This is a genomic window from Kitasatospora saccharophila (genome assembly GCF_039529925.1).
Classification (GTDB): Bacteria; Actinomycetota; Actinomycetes; order Streptomycetales; family Streptomycetaceae; genus Kitasatospora; species Kitasatospora saccharophila.
Genome location: NZ_BAAANS010000105.1, coordinates 1 through 15602, shown reverse-complemented (window position 1 = coordinate 15602; position 15602 = coordinate 1). Strand labels below are relative to the sequence as shown.

Here is a 15602-nt window from a genome sequence, read left to right as displayed (position 1 = left end):
GGGCGGCGGCGCCACGCCGCTGCCCGAGGCGTTCGACGGGCGCGGGCCGCCCGCCGGCGGCGGCCCGGACGGCGGCCCCGGGCCCGGCCCCGCCGGCCCCGCCGGCCCCGGACGGAGGTTCCGCCGCACCACCGACACCCGCTTCCGCTGCTCCTAGCCCCGCGCCCGTTCCCACTCCCGGCCCCGACCCCGACCCCGACCCCGACCCCGCTACGGAAGCGCCCCCGGTCGGCGGCCGCACCACCTCCGTGGGCTGCGGCGCCGCCCCGGCCGACGCCCCGTCACCCGCGCCGGGCACGCCGTCCGCGGCACCGGCCCGCTCCACCAGTTCGGTCGGCGCCCCCTGCGCATCGGCTGGATCGGCTGCACCGGCCGGATCGGCCTGCGCATCGGCCCGGCCCGTTCCGCCCACCACCTCGGTGGGCGGTCCGCCCGTTCCGCCCACCACCTCGGTGGGGCGGTGCGGCGGCGGGGCCTGGGCACCGTCGTTCTGCTGGTCCGGCTCTTCGGGCTGCCGGGGCGTCGGCTGCTCAGTCACGGGACTGCCTCCCGGTCGGACTCCCCCGAGTCCACGTGCGCATCCACCATTGTCCGCCCGCCCCTGCGAACCCGCCGCCCCGCACCACACCCCCGCCGGCCCCCGCCCCACGGCCCCCGGCCCCCCGCCGCCCCGGCCCGCCCCGCCTGCGGCGATTCGCCGTCCGCCGCGGCCTGTCGGAAGCTGGAGGGGCCGGCCGGTCCGGGCCGGTGCCGGGGGGCCGGGCTCGAAGGGCCGGTGAGACGCGTGTCTGGTGCCGCCACTCCTGCGAACCTCCGCACGCCTTCGCCACCACCGTCCCCCGGCCGGTCCGACCGGCTCTCCGCGCCGGTGTCGGTCCTGTTCTCCGCGCTGGTGACGACGGTGGGCGCGCTGGCCGCGATGGCGGTGGTGGCGGCGCTCGGCCTGTGGCTGGCGGGTGCGGACGAGCTGCCGGGCGGCGGTTTCGGCTCGGTGCTGGCGGCCGCGCTGCTGCTGGCGCTGGGCGCGCCGGCCCAACTCGACGGCAGCGCGGCCTTCGTGGCGACCGCGCAGGGCGGGATCAGCGCGATGCCGCTGTCCGTGACGCTGGCGGGGGCGCTGGTGGCGGCCTACCTGTTCCTGCGGCCGCTGCGGCGGCACGCGGTGGTGGGCGGGCGGCTGCTGCTGGCCCGGGTGCTGGCGCTGGCGGTGTGCTGGACGGTGGCGGTGCTGCTGCTGTCCGCGGCGGCGCGGCACTCCTTCACGGTGCCGACGGGCGATCCGCTGCTCGACGAGCTGGGCGGCGCGTTCGGCGCGGCGCCGACGGTGGGGTTCCGGGTGGATCCGGGTCCGGCGGTGGGGTTCGGCCTGCTGTGGCTGGCGGTGGTGCTGCTGCTGGCGCTGGCGGCCTCGCGCCGGGCGCCGCTGCCGACCGCGCTGGTGCGCTGGCACGGCACGCTGCGGCCGACAGTGCACGCGGTGCTGGCGCTGCTGCTGGGGTACGTGCTGCTGGGGCTGGTGGGCGGGTTGGTGGGGGCGGCGACGAGCAGTGAGCCGCGCGAGGCGCTGGCGGTGCTGTGCCTGGGGCTGCCGAACCTGGCCTGGCTGGGGTTCGGGGTGGGCCTCGGCGCGTCCTGGCACGGCCACGTCACGGACAGTCTGGGTCTGCCGTTCCCGCACCCGCTGGCGGCGGTGCTGCGCTCCGGGCAGGACGTGACGCTGGACCTGGGCGCGCTGGCGGAGCAGAACGGGTGGGCGTGGCTGCTGCTGCCGCTGGCGGCGCTGCTGGTGCTGGCGGCGGGCGTGGTGTCGGTGGCCCGGACGCGTCCGGCGCTGCCAGTGTGGCGGTCGGCCGTGCAGTGGGCCGTGGTGCTGGCGCTGGCGGTGCTGGCGGTCGGTCTGGTGACCCGGGTGTCGGCGGTGTTCGGGCTGTCGCTGCTGGGCCTGGGCGGTGGCGGGCGGGCGGTGCTGGAGCCGAACCTGCTCACGGCCGTCCCGATCGCGGCCGGCTGGGGCGCGCTGGCCGGTCTGCTCGGCGCGCTGCTCGCCCGGAGGCGGACGCGGCACCGGGCGCCCCCGACGGCCGGCTGACCGACCGGCCGCCTCCCCCGCAGACCCGCGAGCGGCGCCCGCGAACGGCCGGGCGTCCCGTACCGGCCCGGCCCGGCACCCTCAGGGTTCGAACACCGGCCGCGCCCAGGCCGGGGGCAGCGGCGGCCGGTCCCGCCGGGAAGCCGAGGCCGAAGCCGAGGCCGAAGCCGGGGCCGGGGCCGCCGGGGCCGCGTCCCGCGCCTCCGCCGCCCGCACCTCCGCCGCCACCCGCACCTCGGCCACCGCCCGCACCTCCGCCGCCGCCCGCAGCGCCGAGACGAACTCCAGGCAGCTCCCGTACCGCGCCCCGGGCTGCTTCGCCATCGCCCGGGCCAGCACCGCCCCCACCCCGGCGGGCAGGTCCGCGCGCCGCTCCCGGAGGTCCGGCGGCGGGTCGTTGAGGTGGGCCCAGAGCAGGGCGAGGTCGTCGTCGCGCCGGTAGGGCGGGTCGCCGGTGAGCATCTCGAAGACCACGCAGCCCAGGCTGTACACGTCGCACCGCCCGTCCACGGGCTTGCCGGAGATCTGCTCGGGGGCGACGTAGTCGAGCGTGCCGACGAACTGGCCGACGGTGGTCAGGCCGGTCAGCGAGAGGGACTTCTTGGTGAGCCCGAAGTCGGTCAGGTAGGCGTGCTCGGGGTGGTCGGGGTCGGTGCCCTCGGCGATCAGCACGTTGCCGGGTTTGACGTCCCGGTGGACCAGGTCGTGGGCGTGCGCGGCGTCCAGCGCGCTGGCCACCTGGACGGCGATCCGCACGGTCTGGGCGGGGCCCAGCGGCCCCTCCCGGTCGAGCAGGGCGCGCAGGTCGCGGCCGCGCACGTACCGCATGGCCAGGTACAGCACGCCCTCGACCTCGCCGGCGTCGTAGACGGGGACGATGTTCGGGTGGTCGAGCGAGGCGGCGACGTGCGACTCGCGGACGAAACGCTGCCGGAAGGTCTCGTTGCGGGCCAGTTCGGGGGCGAGCAGCTTGACCGCGACGGTGCGGCCGAGCCGCAGGTCCTCGGCGCGGTAGACCACCGCCATGCCGCCGCGCCCGAGCACGTGCTCCAGCCGGTAGCCGGCCAGGGTGCGGCCGTCCAGTTCGCCCGGCTCGGCGGCGGCCAGGGACGGCTGCTCCGGTGGCTCCCCTGGCATCGGGTCAGCTCCGGTCGTCGCGGTCGGCGGCCGCGTAGGTCTGCAGCTGGGCGGCGTCGCAGTAGTACCAGCGGCCCCGGTCGAGGTCGAGCAGCCAGGCGTCGGGGCCGTCCAGCACGGCGCCGAGCCGCAGGTCGCGGGTGCCGTCGCGGAAGGTCTCCAGGTCGATCCGGCCGGCCGCCCAGTCGTCGACCAGCCGCCGGTAGGTGGCCAGCGAGCGTTCCAGCGCGGCGAGCAGCGGGCGCGGGTCGTCGGTGGTGGCGAGCGGGGCGCCGGCGGCCGGGGGGCGCTGCGGGAGGGCGACCAGCAGGCGTCCGTCGACCCAGGCGGACCAGCCGTTGGAGCAGACGATCCGGGCCCAGTTGCCGTTGGCCTGGGCGAGCGCGACCGGTAGCAGCGGGTCGAGCCGCACCCCGGCGGCGGCCGGGTCGGGCGCGGTCCAGGTCGGCAGGCCGTCGGCCGGGACGACGTGGGTGGGCCGGAATCCGTCGGGCGGGCCCATGCGCTACCGCCGCATCACGGCGGGTTCGTGCCGGCGCAGCAGTCGGGCGACGACCAGTCCGTAGGCGACGGCCAGCACGATCAGCATGCCCGTGTCGAGCAGCCAGACGCCCTGCCGGTGCGCGAACAGCGGGTCGTCGGTGAGCGCGCCGGGCACGGTGGTGTGCAGGTCGATGGTGGCGGCCATGGCGCCGAGCGCCCAGCGCGAGGGGACCAGCCAGGACAGCTGGTTGAGCACCGGGATGTGGTCGAGTTGCAGCAGCGCCCCGCAGAACACCACCTGGACGATGGCGACCAGCACCAGCAGCGGCATGGTCACCTCTTCCTTCTTGACCAGCGCGGAGATCAGCAGGCCGAGCATCATCGCGCTGAGCGAGAGCAGCGCCACGGCGAGGGTGATCTCCAGCAGGGGTGGCAGGAACACCCCGCTGCCGCCCTGCGGTCTGAGCTGCACGCCGATCAGCGCGACCATGGTCAGCACCACCGACTGGACGACGGTGACGGTGCCCAGCACGACGACCTTCGAGCACAGGTACGCGGATCTGGACAGGCCGACGGCGCGTTCGCGCTGGTAGATGGTGCGTTCCTTGACGAGTTCGCGCACCGCGTTGGCGGCGCCGGTGAGCACTCCGCCGACGCACAGGATCAGCAGCGCGTTCAGCGCGGTGTCCTGGTTCAGCCGGCTGCCGGCCAGGGCGTGCGCCATCGCGCCCATGACGAACGGCAGCGCGATCATCACGGCGAGGAAGGTCCGGTCGGCGGCGAGCGCGCTGGCGTACCGGCGGCACAGCGTGCCGACCTGGCCGAGCCAGCTCCGCGGCCGGGGCGGCGGGGCGGGGGTCGCCTCCGCTGGCAGGGCGTGCTCGGCGGGGGCGAGCGCGCCGGGCCAGTCGCCGGGGCCGCCGGCCGGGCCGCTGACGTACTTGCGGTAGGGGGCGGAGGAGCGGAACTGGCCGGCCCAGTCGCGGTCGGTCTGGTTCTCGAACGCCTCGAAGGCGTCCGGCCAGTGCGCGAACCCGAAGTGCTCCAGCGTCTCGCCGGGCGGCCCGTACCAGGCGATCCGCCCGCCGGGGGCGAGCAGCAGCAGCCGGTCGCACAGGTCGAGGCTGAGCACGCTGTGGGTGACCACGATGACGGTCCGGCCGTCGTCGGCGAGGCCGCGCAGCATCTGCATCACGGAGCGGTCCATGCCGGGGTCGAGTCCGCTGGTGGGTTCGTCGAGGAACAGCAGGGACGGCTTGGTGAGCAGTTCGAGGGCGACGCTGACCCGCTTGCGCTGGCCGCCGGAGAGGCTGGAGATGACCTGGTCGGCGCGCTTGCCGAGGCCGAGTTCGTCGATCACCTCCTCGACCCGGGCGGCCCGTTCGGCGGGCGCGGTGTCGTCGGGGAAGCGCAGTTCGGCGGCGTACGAGAGGGCCTTCCGGACGGGCAGCTGGGTGTGCAGGATGTCGTCCTGCGGGACGAGGCCGATCCGGCGGCGCAGTTCGGCGTAGTCGCGGTAGAGGTCGCGGCCGTCGTAGCGGACGGTGCCGTGGTCGGCGGGGCGCAGCCCGGTGAGCGCGTTGAGCAGGGTGGACTTCCCGGCGCCGCTCGGTCCGGCGACGGCGAGCAGGCACTTCTGGCCGACCGGGAAGGTGACCCGGTCGAGCAGGGTGCGGCCGCCGTCGACCTGGACGGTGAGGTCCTCCACGTCGAGGTCGATGTCGCCGGTGTCGACGAACTCCTGCAGTTCGTCGCCGACCAGGCAGAACACCGAGTGGCCGATTCCGACCAGGTCGCCGGGCCCGACGGGGGCCTGCCGGACGGGTTGGCCGTTCAGGTAGGTGCCGTTGTGGCTGCCCAGGTCGGTGATCTCGTAGCGGCCGTCGGGCGCAGCCCGCAGCTCGGCGTGCTGCCGGGAGACCGACAGGTCGCCGATCACCAGGTCGTTGTCGGGGGCGCGGCCGATCCGCACCACCTTGGTCGGCAGCGGCATCACGCTGGACGGCGGCCGGTACGAGCCGGTGATCGCGGTCAGCCCGGACGGGCGGTGGCCGGGCAGCTGGTGCACGGCGGTCGGCTCGGGCAGCGCGCTGAACGTGCAGCGCGCCCCGTCGCCGGGGCTCCCCAGGCAGAGCACGGTGCCGGGCTCGATCTCCAGGTGGACCACCCGGTGGCCGTCGGCGGCGTAGGTGCCGTTGGTGGAGCCGGTGTCGTCGACGATCCAGTGGCCGCCGCCGACGTGCAGTTCCGCGTGGTGCCAGGAGACCCGCGGGTCGGTCAGCACGATGTCGCCGGTGGGGTCGCGTCCGAGTGCGTACCTGCGGCTCGGGGTGATGACCGTCGAGTCGCCACCGGTTTCCAGGATCAGTTTCGGCGCGGTGAGCGCACCCTCTCGCTCTCCCATACGTCGATGCTAGACCGCACGCCGAGCACCCGCCCGGGGGGCGGTTTTCGGCCCTTCGGGTGACAGTGGGAAGCGGTCGCCGCGGATCGGGTACCTGTGGGGTCGGGACCGAGCGGCCCGTTGGGCGGCGGATGGGAGCGGGCTTGTGAACACCTGGGCAACCTGGACCACTCAGGGCATTCTGTCCGGCCACGGCGGTGTGAAGACCGTGGAGATCGGCGTCATCACCGGGGACCTGACGGTGCACACCATGTGGATCGAGGGCGAGGCGCGACTGACCGTGCAGTACAGCGGCGCGCTCGACTGGTTCACCGTGGAGGGCAGCCCCGTGGCGGCCGCGGACGAGGCGGCGGCGCGCGAGGTGCACCAGCACATGGTGGAGGCCGTGAAGACGGGCGGGGGTGCGACCGCGCCACAGGCCTGACCGGAGCAGCCCGCCCGGGCCGCCGCCGACGCGTGGTCGGCCGCGACCCGGGTTTCGTGCGTCCCGCCCCGGCCCGGCTCACGGACAGGAGTAGCCGAACGCCGCCTCGGCCGGGCGGACGCCCGCGGGTTCCAGCACCTCCAGCCGCGCGGTGGCGGCGTACTCGCCCCGGCCCCGGAAGGTCCACTCCAGGGTGAGCGCGGTGCTCCGGTGCCCGGCCGCCACGTGCTGGACGAGCGGCCCGGAGTCGGTGCCGTCGCTGCGCACCCACCGGTAGCGGACGTCGCCCCCGCCGCCGTCGGTCTCCAGCGTCCCCGTGACCACGGCGGTGCCGTCGCACCCGGGCCCGGCGGCCGCGGTGCCCGCCGTCACGCCCGCCACCTCGACGGGGCGGCCGTACCCGTCCCACAGCAGGTACCCGAGCAGGGCGAGCAGCAGGACCAGCGGCACCAGCAGCCACCTGTCCCACCGCCGCCGGGCCGGCGCCCCGACGGCGGCCGCCCCGTGCCACACCGCGGCGGCCCGGGGCGGCACCCCGGGGCCGAACCGCCGCAACCCGCCGTCCGCCACGGGCCCGGGCAGCGCGGGTTGGAGCACCGTGGCGGCGAGGTCGGCGGGCGGCGTCCGTGCCGGATCGAGCCGGACGGTCTGCTCGGCATCGGACGGCGGTGGGGCGGCCGGGCGGAGCCGGACGGTCAGCCGGTCGTCGCGCGGCACGGCGGGCCGCAGTTCGACGGTCGGGTCGGGCGGGGCCGGCCTGCGGACCGGTCCGAGCCGGAGGCCGGGGTCGAGGACGGGCGTGTCGTCGGTCATCGTCGCTCCCCGCTCATCTGAGGCAGAACACGGTGAAGGGGCCGCCGGGGACGGCGGTCGGGGCGGCGGGGTCGCTGGTCACCACGACTCGCGCGGTCCAGGTGCGACAGGCCGAGGTGAGCGTGCTCGACGCGGTGGTCCGCCCCTCGGTGACCGGGCCGTAGCCGGTCGTGCCGACCAGCGCGCCGGACGCGTCGTCGTACCAGGAGAAGGTCAGCGTCGCCGTGCCCTGCCCCCGGACGGTGACCGGGACGGTGGCCGTCACCGTCCGGCCGGCGCCCTTCAGGGACGGTGTGCCCAGCACCACCAGGACGGGCGGCGCGGTGCTCAGCGTAGGGGTGGGGGTCGGGGTCTGGGTGGGGGTGGGCGTGGGCGCCGTGCTCGGCTTCGGGGTGGTGCTGGGCTTCGTCGTCGGGCTGGGCGGGGCGCTCGGGCTGCCCTCCTCGGTGGGCGGGGGCGAGGGGGAGGCCGTGGGGCTCGGGCTCGGGCTCGGCGGAGCCTCGGCCGTCGCCGTCACCGCCGTCGGGCTCGCGGTGGGTCCGACGCTGGTGGTGGCGGGCGGGGCGGCGGCCGGTCGCGGGTCGGCGACGGCGGCTTCCTCGCCGGCCGAGGCGACCGCCGCGAGCGCGCCCGCGACCAGGACGATCGCGCCGACGGTGGCGACCAGCCGTCCCCGGAACGGGCGTCGCGGGGGTGCCAGCACCGTCGTCGCGTACGAGGTGGCGCCGGGCAGCGCGCCCTCCGCGGTCGGGGTGGGCAGCAGCAGCGGCAGCAGGGCGACGAGCGCGGCCAGCCGCTTGCGTCCGCGCTCCTCCCAGTCGGCGCCGTAGGCGGCGCCGGCGGCGGCTTCCAGCTCCTCGACCAGGGCTTCGGCGCCCGGGGGCCGCTGCTCGGGGGTCTTGGCGAGTCCGGACCGGATCAGCGGCCGGAGGGCTTCGGGGGCCAGGGTGTCGGGGATCTCGGCCTCGGCGTGCTGGACCGCGAGTTCCATCAGCGTGGTGCCGGCGTACGGCTTGGCGCCGGTGAGGCACTCGAAGAAGGTGGCGGTGGCGGCGTACACGTCGGTGGCCGGGGAGGCGGGGCCTCCGGCCCACTGCTCGGGGGCCATGTAGGCGGGCGTGCCGGCGACGGTGCCGCCGGTGCCGTCGCGGACGGCGATGCCGAAGTCGACGAGCTTCGACTCGCCGTCCACGGTGACCAGCACGTTCCCGGGTTTGTAGTCCCGGTGCACGACGCCGGCCCGGTGCGCGGCGGCCAGGCCGAGCAGCGAGCCCTTGAGGACCACCAGGGCGGCTTCCGGCCCGGTGCCGCCCTCGGCGCGCAGCAGGTCGCGCAGCGAGATCCCCTCGACGAGCTCCATCACGATGGCCGCGCCGTGCGGGCCCTCGACGTACTCGTGGAGGCGGGTGACGTGCGGGCTGTCGAGGGCGGCGAGCAGTTCGGCCTCGACCCGGAAGGCGGCCCGGTCGGGGTGGTCGCCGAGCAGGTACTTGACCGCGACCGGGGTGCCGGTGGCCCGGTGCCGGGCGAGGACGACCCGGCCGGACGCGCCGGCGCCGAGTTCGCGCCCGTGCGCGTAGTCGGGGAGTTCCCAGCGGACCGGCGGCTTCTCCCCGGGGCGGCGCGGGGGCGGGGGCGGGGTCGCCGGTCCGCTGCCGGGGTCGTGCGGGGGCGGGTCCGCCGGTCCGCCGCCGTCCGGGCGCTGCTCGTTCGTCACCTTGTCCACCCCCGGCGTCCCCGTGCTGCGCGGGGGCGTCCCGTCCGTCGCCTGCGGGCCGGTGCGGGTGCCCGGCCACCGGGAGTGACGCGCCCCCGGCCGGACGGGTTCCGGTGCGGGGGCGGGGAGAGGTCACGATTCGGGTGTTTCGTGCACCGATCGTCGGCGGGTCGGGGGCGGGTCGGTCACCAGGCGCCCTCCGAGGACGGTGCGTCGCGGCGGCGGGCGGATTCGGCGGCCTCGGCGGCGGTCGAACCCCGGTGGACCAGCTGCCGGCCGAGCGCGCTGAGGGCCCGGCCGACGGCGAGTTCGTCGCCGATGCCGGGGTCCGCGGGGTCGCTGGGGCTGCGGTGGGCCTCCGCCTCGACCTCGATCAGGTTGACGCCGGTGTCGAGGACCGCGTGCGCCTGGGTGAGGTCGCCGACCTCGACCACCCGCAGCCGGACCGACCATTCGCTGCTGTGCGGTTCGGGCGCCGCGGCGTGGCCGCTCACCGCGGCTCCTCCTGCTGCGGCGGTTCGGTGGGCCGGTCGCCCTCCGCCTGGGACTCCTCCCACGCGTGCATGGTCTGGTAGGAGGTGATGCCTTCCTCGGGGTCGGCCGACCGGACGTCGTCCTCGTCCCGCCGGGCCTTCTCGTCGAGCCTGCCGTTCATCTCGGACATCCCGGGCTCCTCGCTCTAGCGCCCCCGCTTCTCCTTCCAGCGTGCCCCCGCGGGCGGTCTCAGTCGAGTTCGGCCAGGAGGGCGGGGTTGACCAGGGCCAGGACCGTCCGGACGTCCGCCGCCGCGACGGCGGGCCACAGCACGGCGCGGGCGGCCCGGTAGCGCTCGGCCAGCCGTTCCCGGTCCGCGGCCGGGAGCAGCGCGGCCCGGTCGGCGCGGGAGTTGTGCGCGTTGTCGGCGATCTTGACCAGGGTGGCGGCGTGGTCGGTGGTGACGTCCAGCAGCATCGTCCGGTAGTCCGTCCCGGGCGTCCGGGTCAGCCGCCGGACGGTCGCCACCACGGCGGCGGGGACGCCCGCGGCGAGCAGGTCCGCCGCGGTGAGCGGGGTGTCCTCCAGCACGTCGTGCAGCAGCGCCGCCATCCGCAGGCCCGCGCCGAACGGGGCGACGCCCGCGGCCACGGCGCGCACGTGCTCGACGTACGGCACCCCGGTCCGGTCGTACTGGCCGGCGTGCGCGCGGGCGGCGAGGGCGTCGACCCCCTCCGGGGTCAGGAACGGCGCGGTGGTCATCTGCGGTCTCCCCTGGTCTCCTGCTCGGCTCCGTCCGGAGTGTCGCACCCTCCGGGGTACCGCTCCGTCCGGGGGGCCGCACCCCCGGCCCCGGCGCGGAGCGGTGGCCGGGCTCCGACCGCCGCGACGTATAGTCCGGATGACCGGAGGGAGTGATCGTCAGGTGCGGGTGACACCGATCTCCCCGGAGCGGCTGGTCGGGCTGCTGGCGGGGCGGATCCACGGACTGGCCCACGACGAGCGGCGGTTGCGGGTCGCGGTCGACGGCGCGGACGCCACCCGGCCCGGTGAACTGGCGGACGCCCTGGTGGAGCCGCTGCGCCTGCTCGGCCGGCCGGTGCAGCGGGTCTCGGCGGACGACTTCCTGCGCCCCGCGTCGGTCCGCTTCGAGTACGGCAAGCAGGACCCGGACGCCCTCCACGACCTCTGGCTGGACCAGGGCGCGCTGCTGCGCGAGGTGCTCGACCCGCTGGAACCGGACGGCGACGGCCGCGTCCTGCCCACCTACTGGGACCGGGAGAGCGACCGCGCCACCCGGGCCCGGTACGTCGAACTCCCGCCGCGCGGGGTGCTGCTGCTGGACGGGCCGTTCCTGCTCGGCCGCTGGCTGCCGTTCGAACTGACCGTGCACCTCACCCAGTCCGCCGCCGCGCTGGCCCGCCGCACCCCGGCGGCCGAGCACTGGACGCTGCCCGCGCACGAGCGCTACCGCACCGAGACCGACCCGGGCGCGCTGGCCGACCTGACGGTGCGGGTCGAGGACCCCCGGCACCCGGCGCTGGTGGAGCGGGACTGACCCGGGCGCGCCGGGCGGTCAGGCGCCCGGCGCGGGGCCGCGCTGGCAGCGCGGGCACCAGTAGGCGACGCGGTCCCGGTCGTGCCGGGCGGAGCGGATCGGCGTGCCGCAGCGCAGGCAGGAGCGCCGGCCCCGGCCGTACACCCAGTGCTGGTGGCCGGGCCGGGGGTCACCGGTGGTGACGTGGCCGGGCCGCAGCTTGTTGGCGTCCAGCAGTTGCCGGGCGCCGTGCAGCAGTCCGTCCGGGTCGGGCAGTTCGCCGACCGGCAGCCAGGGGGTGACGCCGGCCAGGAACGGCAGCTCGTTGGCGTACACGTTGCCGATGCCGGCCAGGGTGCGCTGGTCGAGCAGGGCTTCGCTGACCGGGCGCCGCGGGTCGGCGAGCAGGCGCCGGCGGGCCTCGGCCTCGTCCCAGTCCGGGCCGAGCAGGTCGGGCCCGAGGTGGCCGACCACCCGGCCCTCCTCGGCGGTGCGCAGCAGTTGGACCACCGGCAGCCGGTACCCGACGGCGGTGCCGTGCTCGGTGCCGAGGACCGCCCGGACCTGGAACGCGGGCCCGCCGTGCCAGCGCTCGCCGGGCCGGAACGTCCGCCAGCGGCCGTCCATCCGCAGGTGGGTGTGGAGCGTCACGCCGCCCTCGAACCTGGTCAGCAGGTGCTTGCCGCGCGGCGCCGTCTCCAGCACCCGGCGCCCCCGCAGGTCCGCGGTGGCGTGGGCGGGCACGCGGAAGTCCGACACCGTCAGCGGGTGACCGGCGAGCGCCTGGTTCAGCTGGGTGGCGACGAGGTAGATGCTGTCTCCTTCGGGCACGCCCTCCATCATGCCGCCCGCCACCGACGGCGCCATCGGCCGCCCCTCCCGCCGTCCCGCTCTGCCCGCAGCGGAAATCCCTGGTCAACGGGCCGGGAGTGCCCTACGGTCGGCGGAATGACGATCACTCACGAGGTGGCTGGAAGCGGCCCCGCGGTGGTGCTGCTGCACTCCTCCGTCTGCGACCGGCGGATGTGGGACGGGCAGTGGGACGCGCTGCGCGGGGCCGGGTACCGCGTGCTGCGGTGCGACTTCCGCGGTTTCGGGGAGACCCCCTGCGCGGACCGCCCTTACGACAACCTGACCGACCTGGCCGACCTGCTGGACGGGCTCGGCATCGAACGGGCGGCCCTGGTGGGCTCCTCCTTCGGCGGCCGGATCGCCCTGCAGTTCGCGGCCCGGCACCCCGAACGGGTCGGCTCGCTCACCCTGCTCTGCCCCGGCAGCCCCGACCACGAGCCCAGCGCCGAACTGCTCGCGCTGGACGAACTGGAGGCGGGCCTGGTCGAGTCCGGGCGGCTGGACGAGGCGGTCGAGCTGATGGTGGACACCTGGCTCGGACCGGACGCGGACGAGGCGGCCCGGGCGAAGGTCCGGACGATGCAGCGCAACGCGTACGAGGTGCAGTTGGCGCCCGAGGAGGAGGTCTCCCCGACCCCGGTCGAGGTCGACCTGCGGGCGGCCGTCGCCCCCACCCTGGTGTACTCCGGCGCGCACGACCTGGACGACTTCCGGCGGATCGCCGCCGACCTCGCGGACCTGCTGCCGGACGCCGAGCACCGCGAACTCCCCTGGGCCGGGCACCTGCCCGCCCTGGAACGCCCCGCGGAGACCGCCGAACTGCTGCTCGCCCGGCTCGCCGAGGTCGGCCGGCGCTGAACCCGCCGGGGGCGGTCGGGGCCGGTGCCGGCCTGCCCCGGGCCCGACCGCCCCCGGCCCCCCGGCCTCGGCTCGAATCCCGCTCGACTTCCCCTCGACCCACCGGAGTTCACCCTCCGGGGTGAATCCCCTCGATCGGCCGGGACGCCGCACGCACCGGGCGCCCGGTCGATCGGGCGTTCTTCCTGCCGCTACGGGGCTTTCCGCGGCCGGGCGGAACGGTTCTGCACTGACGCCCCCTCAGGCATCCCGCTTCGAACGGAAGCCGTGCGCGGTTCGAAAAACCCCGTGCACACGATCGACCGCTCTGATGGGATGCCGCCTGATCGACCTCGACGGAAACGGAAGAGGAAGCACCGCACCCTTTGGACGGCACGATGCGCGAAACGAACGGCTCCCCCGCCTCCGGCCCGGAGGCGGTCCTGGCCCGGCTCGAAACCTATTACGACGCGGTCCCCCGGTTCTCCGCGAGGGCCGAGGAGCACGGTCCCTTCACCCTGTTCGTCCGCACCGGGCAGGGCTGGCACTACTACGGTCGGCCCGCGCTCGACGGCCCGGGCGCCTTCACCGCCGAGGACGTCGAACGGGTCCGGGCCCGGCAGCGCGAACTGGGCGCGCCCGAGAGCTTCGAGTGGGTGCACGAGGTCACGCCGGGCCTGCGCGCCGCGGTCGAGGCCGCCGGGCTGGAGGTGCACGAGCACCCGCTGCTGGTGCTCGACCTCGACGCCCCGCCGACCGACGCCCCGCTGGCCGGCGCCGCCGAGGTGCGGGTGCTCGACCCCGCCGACCCGCTGCTGGCGGCCGCGATCACGCTGCCGCACCTGGCCTTCGCCGAGGCCGGGACGTCGGTCGGCGCGGCCGGGCCCGAGCAGCTCGTCGAGGCGGTGAAGAACCCCGACACGGAGGCGGCGGTGACCCGGATGGCCGACCGAATAGCCGCCGGGCGCACGGTCCTGGTCGCGGCCGTCGGTCCGGACGGGGAGCCCGTCGCCTCCGGTTGCCACCAGCCGGTCGGCGAGGTCAGCGAGGTCGTCGCGGTGGCCACCCTCCCGGCCCTGCGCCGACAGGGCCTGGCCCGCCTGGTCACCTCGCGGCTGGTCGAGCACGCCCGCTCCTCCGGGGTGCGGACGCTGTTCCTCTCCGCCAGTGACGCCGCCGTGGCGCGGATCTACGAGAGCGTCGGCTTCCGGCGGATAGCCACCGCCCTGATCGCCGAACCACCCACCGCGGACTGACCGTTGCGGGCGCCGTGGTCACCGCGGTGGCTGCGGTGACTGCGGTGACCACGGCGGCTGGGCGGCTGGGCGGCTGGGCGGCTGCGACGGCCGCAGAACCGGCCCGGGATCAGGAGAAGAGGGCGGAGCGGAGCTTGAGCCGGTCGGAGGCACGGCCGCCCGGGCGGAGGCTGTAGTAGTCGGCGTCGCAGTCCGGGCCGGTGAACACGGTGACGGTCGACCCGGTGAAGTTCTGCGGGGCGAAGGCGGGTTCGGTGGTGTCGGGGTCGGCGACCTCGGGGAGGGTCACGCAGACCCGGCTGTCCGGCTCGACCAGGACGCCGGCCGCGCGGTTCCCGAAGTCGTCGTAGTAGGTGTAGCGGAACTCGCCGACGGCCGCACCGGCCGGGCTGGGCACGGCGAGCAGCAGGGCGAACGAGGCAGCGGCGGCGGCAACCGTCTGACGCAGGTGCATGAGGTGGAACGGCCTTCCGGTCGGGATGTGGGCGGGGCGGGGTGCCCGGCCCGGCACGCACCACGCTAGGAGCGGGGCCGAGCGGCAAAACGGTTCTGCCCGTGCACCTCGCGTGTCGTCCCGCCCCAGCACCGGCCCAGAGTCCGGCCCGGAGTCCGGCTCCGCCCTGTTCGGTGACGCGCACGGAGTGATGAGACGTCAATCGGGAGGAACGCCAATGGACACGGGGGAGGTCGAGCGCGCGTTCGGGTGTTAGAACCGGCGTCCAGCGGGCACATGTGTTGCTACCTGGGAGCAGGGTCGCGTCGGCGGGGAAGGCCGGGGCGTACCTGCCTGCGGCGCGGAGGTGGTTGATGGACGGACCCGCACTCTCCCCGCGTGAGCTACTGATCCTCCAGCAGATCGAGGCGGAGCTGGGGAGCGATCAGGAGCTGGAGCGCGAGCTGCGCACGATGCGGACAGCGAGGATCGCACGGCTACGACGGACGCTGGCGGCCCGGCCGTGGATCGTGGTCGCCGTGATCTCCTGTTGCCTGGCCGTCTCGTTCGGACTGTTGGCGACGGCGGTGGCACTGGACGAACCGGCCCTGCTGCTGGGCGTGGTGATCGGTTGGGCCGCCCTACTGGTGGTGCTGGTGGTGGTCGCGGCGCACCTGCACCGACGCGGGCGGATCAGGTAGCCGTCCGGTCGGCGGGCCGCCGTCGGCGGGCGGCCCGCGCCCCCGCACCGGGGTCCGGCGAGGGCCCCGGCAGGGCGGCCCCGGCGGGGAGGCCCGGCGCTCCGACCGCCGGTCCGGAACCGGCGGGCCGCGAAGCGCCCAGCGTCGGACGGGCGGACGCGGGAACGGAGTCGGGGTCAGACGCCGGGCAGGCCGGTCTCCAGGTCGTCCAGGGCGTGGGAGCAGGTGCAGTCGCGGGCGGCGGGCAGCGACTCCAGCGCCTTGAACAGGACGGTGCGCAGACGGTCGACGTTGCGGGCGAAGACCTCCAGCACCTCGGCGTGGGTGACGCCCTCACCGCTCTCCACGCCCGCGTCCAGGTCCGTCACCAGGGCCAACGAGGTGTAGCAGAGCCCGAGTTCGCGGGCCAGGACGGCCTCCGGGTGACCGGTCATCCCGACCACCG

Annotated in this window: 17 protein-coding genes; 6 read left to right on the top strand and 11 right to left on the bottom strand. The window is 76.1% G+C overall.

Annotated features, from left to right (window positions below):
* Positions 1 to 868: 868 nt before the first annotated feature.
* The gene (locus tag ABD345_RS38350; RefSeq protein ID WP_344559203.1) at positions 869 to 2089 is read left to right on the top strand and encodes a streptophobe family protein; all 1221 of its coding nucleotides are present in this window, start codon (positions 869 to 871) and stop codon (positions 2087 to 2089) included.
* Positions 2090 to 2170: 81 nt separating this feature from the next.
* On the opposite strand, the gene ABD345_RS38345 is transcribed toward ABD345_RS38350, so the two are convergent.
* Genes ABD345_RS38345 through ABD345_RS38335 form a run of 3 tightly spaced genes read right to left on the bottom strand, consistent with a single transcriptional unit; the run spans position 2171 to position 6113 of the window.
* Positions 2171 to 3226, bottom strand: coding sequence for a serine/threonine-protein kinase (locus ABD345_RS38345; RefSeq protein WP_344559200.1), 1056 nt, complete (start codon positions 3224 to 3226; stop codon positions 2171 to 2173).
* Between the two features lie 4 nt (positions 3227 to 3230).
* Positions 3231 to 3728, bottom strand: coding sequence for a hypothetical protein (locus ABD345_RS38340; RefSeq protein ID WP_344559198.1), 498 nt, complete (start codon positions 3726 to 3728; stop codon positions 3231 to 3233).
* A gap of 3 nt (positions 3729 to 3731) precedes the next feature.
* Entirely contained in the window at positions 3732 to 6113 is a 2382-nt protein-coding gene (locus ABD345_RS38335; RefSeq protein ID WP_344559196.1) for an FHA domain-containing protein, read from the bottom strand.
* Positions 6114 to 6258: 145 nt separating this feature from the next.
* Between ABD345_RS38335 and ABD345_RS38330 the strand changes: the two genes are divergently transcribed.
* Positions 6259 to 6537, top strand: coding sequence for a hypothetical protein (locus tag ABD345_RS38330; protein WP_033219723.1), 279 nt, complete (start codon positions 6259 to 6261; stop codon positions 6535 to 6537).
* Between the two features lie 78 nt (positions 6538 to 6615).
* Here ABD345_RS38330 and ABD345_RS38325 read toward each other — a convergent pair whose 3' ends face one another.
* The 5 genes from ABD345_RS38325 to ABD345_RS38305 form a co-directional block, all read right to left on the bottom strand.
* A complete protein-coding gene (locus ABD345_RS38325; protein ID WP_344559193.1) occupies positions 6616 to 7350 on the bottom strand; it encodes a hypothetical protein in 735 nt (244 codons plus the stop codon).
* 13 nt (positions 7351 to 7363) lie between these two features.
* Complete coding sequence (locus tag ABD345_RS38320) at positions 7364 to 9076, bottom strand: serine/threonine-protein kinase (RefSeq protein WP_344559191.1); 1713 nt, start codon at positions 9074 to 9076, stop codon at positions 7364 to 7366.
* A gap of 176 nt (positions 9077 to 9252) precedes the next feature.
* The gene (locus tag ABD345_RS38315) at positions 9253 to 9561 is read right to left on the bottom strand and encodes a dsRBD fold-containing protein (protein ID WP_344559189.1); all 309 of its coding nucleotides are present in this window, start codon (positions 9559 to 9561) and stop codon (positions 9253 to 9255) included.
* On the bottom strand, positions 9558 to 9731 hold the full coding sequence (locus ABD345_RS38310) for a hypothetical protein (RefSeq protein ID WP_344559187.1): 174 nt from the start codon (positions 9729 to 9731) through the stop codon (positions 9558 to 9560). The genes ABD345_RS38315 and ABD345_RS38310 overlap by 4 nt, the downstream gene beginning before the upstream one ends.
* Before the next feature lie 59 nt (positions 9732 to 9790).
* Positions 9791 to 10303, bottom strand: a complete 513-nt coding sequence (locus tag ABD345_RS38305) for an HD domain-containing protein (RefSeq protein ID WP_344559185.1) — start codon at positions 10301 to 10303, stop codon at positions 9791 to 9793.
* Between the two features lie 163 nt (positions 10304 to 10466).
* Between ABD345_RS38305 and ABD345_RS38300 the strand changes: the two genes are divergently transcribed.
* Entirely contained in the window at positions 10467 to 11099 is a 633-nt protein-coding gene (locus ABD345_RS38300) for a nucleoside/nucleotide kinase family protein (protein ID WP_344559183.1), read from the top strand.
* Between the two features lie 18 nt (positions 11100 to 11117).
* Here the strand turns inward: ABD345_RS38300 and ABD345_RS38295 are convergent, their stop codons facing one another.
* On the bottom strand, positions 11118 to 11909 hold the full coding sequence (locus ABD345_RS38295) for a DNA-formamidopyrimidine glycosylase family protein (RefSeq protein WP_344559204.1): 792 nt from the start codon (positions 11907 to 11909) through the stop codon (positions 11118 to 11120).
* Between the two features lie 117 nt (positions 11910 to 12026).
* On the opposite strand from ABD345_RS38295, the gene ABD345_RS38290 reads away from it, so the two are divergent.
* Both ABD345_RS38290 and ABD345_RS38285 read left to right on the top strand, forming a co-directional pair.
* A complete protein-coding gene (locus tag ABD345_RS38290) occupies positions 12027 to 12788 on the top strand; it encodes an alpha/beta fold hydrolase (protein ID WP_344559181.1) in 762 nt (253 codons plus the stop codon).
* Between the two features lie 377 nt (positions 12789 to 13165).
* Positions 13166 to 14023: a GNAT family N-acetyltransferase gene (locus tag ABD345_RS38285; protein WP_344559179.1), complete on the top strand. Its 858-nt coding sequence runs from the start codon at positions 13166 to 13168 to the stop codon at positions 14021 to 14023.
* A 109-nt stretch (positions 14024 to 14132) separates the two neighbouring features.
* Here the strand turns inward: ABD345_RS38285 and ABD345_RS38280 are convergent, their stop codons facing one another.
* A complete protein-coding gene (locus ABD345_RS38280; RefSeq protein ID WP_344559177.1) occupies positions 14133 to 14477 on the bottom strand; it encodes a hypothetical protein in 345 nt (114 codons plus the stop codon).
* 353 nt (positions 14478 to 14830) lie between these two features.
* Between ABD345_RS38280 and ABD345_RS38275 the strand changes: the two genes are divergently transcribed.
* On the top strand, positions 14831 to 15157 hold the full coding sequence (locus ABD345_RS38275; RefSeq protein WP_344559175.1) for a hypothetical protein: 327 nt from the start codon (positions 14831 to 14833) through the stop codon (positions 15155 to 15157).
* A gap of 176 nt (positions 15158 to 15333) precedes the next feature.
* Here the strand turns inward: ABD345_RS38275 and ABD345_RS38270 are convergent.
* The coding region (locus ABD345_RS38270) for a phosphorylase family protein (RefSeq protein ID WP_486327100.1) at positions 15334 to 15602 on the bottom strand (269 nt) is incomplete at its 5' end.

What these genes read in the sequence shown, in the direction of transcription:
- ABD345_RS38340 (WP_344559198.1), bottom strand. Translation starts at nt 3,728, where the DNA reads ATGGGCCCGCCCGACGGATTCCGGCCCACCCACGTCGTCCCGGCCGAC.
- ABD345_RS38290 (WP_344559181.1), top strand. Translation starts at nt 12,027, where the DNA reads ATGACGATCACTCACGAGGTGGCTGGAAGCGGCCCCGCGGTGGTGCTG.
- ABD345_RS38285 (WP_344559179.1), top strand. Translation starts at nt 13,166, where the DNA reads ATGCGCGAAACGAACGGCTCCCCCGCCTCCGGCCCGGAGGCGGTCCTG.
- ABD345_RS38325 (WP_344559193.1), bottom strand. Translation starts at nt 7,350, where the DNA reads ATGACCGACGACACGCCCGTCCTCGACCCCGGCCTCCGGCTCGGACCG.
- ABD345_RS38275 (WP_344559175.1), top strand. Translation starts at nt 14,831, where the DNA reads ATGGACGGACCCGCACTCTCCCCGCGTGAGCTACTGATCCTCCAGCAG.
- ABD345_RS38280 (WP_344559177.1), bottom strand. Translation starts at nt 14,477, where the DNA reads ATGCACCTGCGTCAGACGGTTGCCGCCGCCGCTGCCTCGTTCGCCCTG.
- ABD345_RS38310 (WP_344559187.1), bottom strand. Translation starts at nt 9,731, where the DNA reads ATGTCCGAGATGAACGGCAGGCTCGACGAGAAGGCCCGGCGGGACGAG.
- ABD345_RS38305 (WP_344559185.1), bottom strand. Translation starts at nt 10,303, where the DNA reads ATGACCACCGCGCCGTTCCTGACCCCGGAGGGGGTCGACGCCCTCGCC.
- ABD345_RS38345 (WP_344559200.1), bottom strand. Translation starts at nt 3,226, where the DNA reads ATGCCAGGGGAGCCACCGGAGCAGCCGTCCCTGGCCGCCGCCGAGCCG.
- ABD345_RS38335 (WP_344559196.1), bottom strand. Translation starts at nt 6,113, where the DNA reads ATGGGAGAGCGAGAGGGTGCGCTCACCGCGCCGAAACTGATCCTGGAA.